The organism is Anoxybacillus pushchinoensis (genome assembly GCF_900111795.1).
In the GTDB taxonomy this organism is placed as follows: domain Bacteria; phylum Bacillota; class Bacilli; order Bacillales; family Anoxybacillaceae; genus Anoxybacillus; species Anoxybacillus pushchinoensis.
In genome coordinates, this window is the sequence record NZ_FOJQ01000096.1 from 1 (window position 1) to 3,337 (window position 3,337).

The window sequence follows — 3,337 nt, forward strand, 5'->3', positions numbered from 1 at the left end:
CGACCTCATGACCCCAGCTGCAAGGAGACCATTCGACAGAAGGTTGTTTTCATCCTTCCGATGGTGACGAAATTTTTTTGTCATGGGAGTCTATTTTCTTGACATAATACCACTTTCATAAATGGCACGGATTTGAATGCTCATGATGTAGAAACTCCTTTGCTTTCCATGTGTTTCAAGAATTCATTCGACAGGAAGATAAAAAAATCCTCCCGATGTTTGTCGAGAGGGTGCGAAATGTAAGTTTTAAGAAAGATCCGCAATAAAACAAAGCGGCTTTTTTTGTGTGGGCTTGCTCTCGTTGGCTACTTGCTACATCAAACGAAACTTGCGCCGAGAGCGAGAATCGAAGGCCCTTTGGTTTCAGATCGCTTCACAAAAAGGCGAACGCATCGATGACGAAGGGATACAAACGTATGAGTTGTGCCTCCCCCATTCACTCTTAATCCAATTCAAGCATTAATGGAGCCATGTCATTTCTATATAAGGAAAAGAGTACAGTAAAACCCCCAGAGCATACAGCATCGCTCTGAAAAACCTTTTTTCTGTATAATTAAATAACACATTTTTCAGGGGTAAACATCCCCAAATTAACAAAAAGGAAAGCGGCAACTTTATCAAAATCGGAAAACTTAAAATGATTGGCACTAACATGAAAATAAGGTGGCATATATATTTTCTTTTCACATACTGTCTCAAGTTTATATGAAAAACTAGACTTTTTTTCATTGTTTCTAACTCATATTTGTTCAATTTTGTCAGCATATGATCTGTGAAAAAAATGACTAAAAAAATGTGACCCACTTGATAATAAAAATGGTCTAGCCAAATTCCTGACATGCTAAATAGCAACAACATTGTTATGTAAACAAAAAAATCTTTCTGATAATACCTGACTTTTAAAGCTTCCCTCATGAGGTAAAATGGATAGTCTTGATCATAATACTTCAGCAATAACTTTGTATTTGATGACACTTTTTTTGCTGTGAGTAACTGTTGAATCTCTAAAATTTTACTTATATCTTTATTTAACAGTCCCTCTCCCAGTTTAGACATGATTTGATAGTAGCGATGCAATAATGAGTAATCTAACGATTTTAACGAAAACAAATGTATGATCATCGCCATAAACATCAAAGCTGCAATTATTATCGCCTCTACATAAATCGCTATGAAACCTAACACAACTGTACCCACCATGAGCAACTGAACATACAATATTTCATATTGATAACGCATAAAACATAGGTAATTAAAAAGAATATTAATTAATAGAGCTATAATCAACGATGTGCTGACCTGCTGCATGAATAGCATATAGACGATCAAAAAAACGATGCTTGGGAAGCTCATTTTCATGAGCAAATATTGCTTAAATTTTTTAAAATTAAAAAGCCGATACTGAAAAATTTGGAACGGAACATTTATGATCGGGTTATTTTGAAACAACTTTACTACTCCATAAACAAAAATCAAATAAGGGGCATAGTGATTAACGATATTCCCATAAACACGACTCAAATCGATTGCTGCGGGAACAAGAAAAAACATGGCAACAATCATCCCAACGACATAGAAAGGATATTGTTTGACGAGCCGCATCCCTTTTCTCATTTGATTGAGTATAAAATAATATACAATATGACTATTCATAACTATCACCAATGATCTGAGTAATTGTTGACCGTCCAATTTCATTAGGAAGATAACGAATAACGTTCTTATCTTTAATGATTAAATATTCATCGCAAATGGCTTCTAAACTATCCAAGTCATGGCTAGAAACAACAATAATTCTGTTCGGGCTTTTTTGAGATATTAATAATTTTTCTAATGTATTCACTTGGATTGGATCAAGGGTAATAAAAGGTTCATCCAATAACAGCAACTTACTCCCCCTTAAATATCCAAAGGCAATACCAAACCTTTGAAGCGTCCCCCTCGAAAGCGCATGAGGAAAATAATCAATGTAGTCTCCCAACTTAAACAGGTCGACAATTTCTTCTATTTTCTTTTGTGCTTTTGTTTTTTGAAGCCCCTTAATTTTACATAAAAACAACATTTGTTCGTACATCGTCAAATCTTGAAAAAAAGAGTGATCATCGCTAATGAACGTAGCATCCAAATCAAAATAATCTTTGTTTTTAATGGAAACATCTCCCCAAAAAATATCTCCATGCTCTTCTTTTTTCAAACGTGCGATCGTTTTTAACAACGTTGTCTTTCCCGCTCCGTTTCTCCCGATTAGACCATATATTTTATTCTCTTGAAATTGATAGCTTAAGTCGCGAAAGATCACTCTTTCATTGTATTTTATAGTGATATGTTCTAACCGTAACATATGTTCACCCTCACTTATTTATTTCAAATAGAATACATTTTTGATTCTGATCCAAAATATAAAAACTTCTAAAAAATTCACGAATATTTGATCTAAACAAGAACTTGTTCTTATGGGTGTGATTCAAATTTAACAATAGATGTATATCGCCGTTATGGAAATTTAAGATTGTTCATATTCACCACCTTTCTTATACAAAATAGAATTAACAACCTACAATTCTATTATTTTAAATTAAAGGAAAATAATCAATATAAATAGTTTATTTTGGTTCATCACCACAACATGTACTTGACAAGGGAGGGATTTTCTTGAGCCGCCGTGCACGAAAAATCTTATTTACTTATTTTTCCTTATAAGTATAGAAAGGGCGTGTTCTGAAATAATCAAGTACAACTTTCGGTGAAGATCCTTTATTTTTCAAAAAAATATAAAATTTAAGAGGTGCTGTCAAAAACTTTAAAGACGTACCCCGATTTTTGTCGATTTTACGCGATGAATGATAAGAATGGGATCCAAAGGCCAACTATGGGAAAGCGAAGGTGATTGATTCGTTTGGGCGCGAAGACGAGGTGGATCGCGCTGTCTTGAAGCGTCTGGCCAAAAGCATTCCGCGATTCCTTTCTCCTGACTCGTGAATCGTGGCCGACAGCAAGAGACGAAGGCGAGCGTCTCTTGCTTGGACATTTTTCTTACAAAAACGGAGACCTTGATCAACGAACCGAACTGACGTCCAAACAAGCGCAACTCTTTGCGGCTCTAGGGCTGGAACTTCCTCCGAAGATCCTAGGCATCCATCCTTGCACCTAGATACACGCCCGAAGTGTGCCTAAATGCCTCCGATCCCTTTTGTATCAAGGGGTGAGAGGCATTTTGTTTGCCTAGTGACTGTCGAACTCGGGTTCATTATTCTTCATAACTCATATTTCGCACCTTGGTAGGGCGGAACAAAAGGATTTTTTATTCAGTTTTTTAGAATAACTTTTAAACCAACAC

2 protein-coding genes and 1 pseudogene are annotated in these 3,337 nt (G+C 35.7%); 1 reads left to right on the forward strand and 2 read right to left on the reverse strand.

The features are described 5' to 3' along the window. Nucleotides 1-459: 459 nt before the first annotated feature. Nucleotides 460-1,563, reverse strand: coding sequence for a hypothetical protein (locus tag BM213_RS14160; protein WP_167357430.1), 1,104 nt, complete (start codon nt 1,561-1,563; stop codon nt 460-462). A gap of 82 nt (nt 1,564-1,645) precedes the next feature. Then, on the reverse strand, nt 1,646-2,341 hold the full coding sequence (locus BM213_RS14165) for an ATP-binding cassette domain-containing protein (protein ID WP_091705219.1): 696 nt from the start codon (nt 2,339-2,341) through the stop codon (nt 1,646-1,648). A gap of 630 nt (nt 2,342-2,971) precedes the next feature. On the opposite strand from BM213_RS14165, the pseudogene BM213_RS15255 reads away from it, so the two are divergent. Beyond that, a pseudogene (locus tag BM213_RS15255) lies at nt 2,972-3,151 on the forward strand (IS1634 family transposase); the annotation flags it as partial. Between the last annotated feature and the right edge of the window lie 186 nt (nt 3,152-3,337).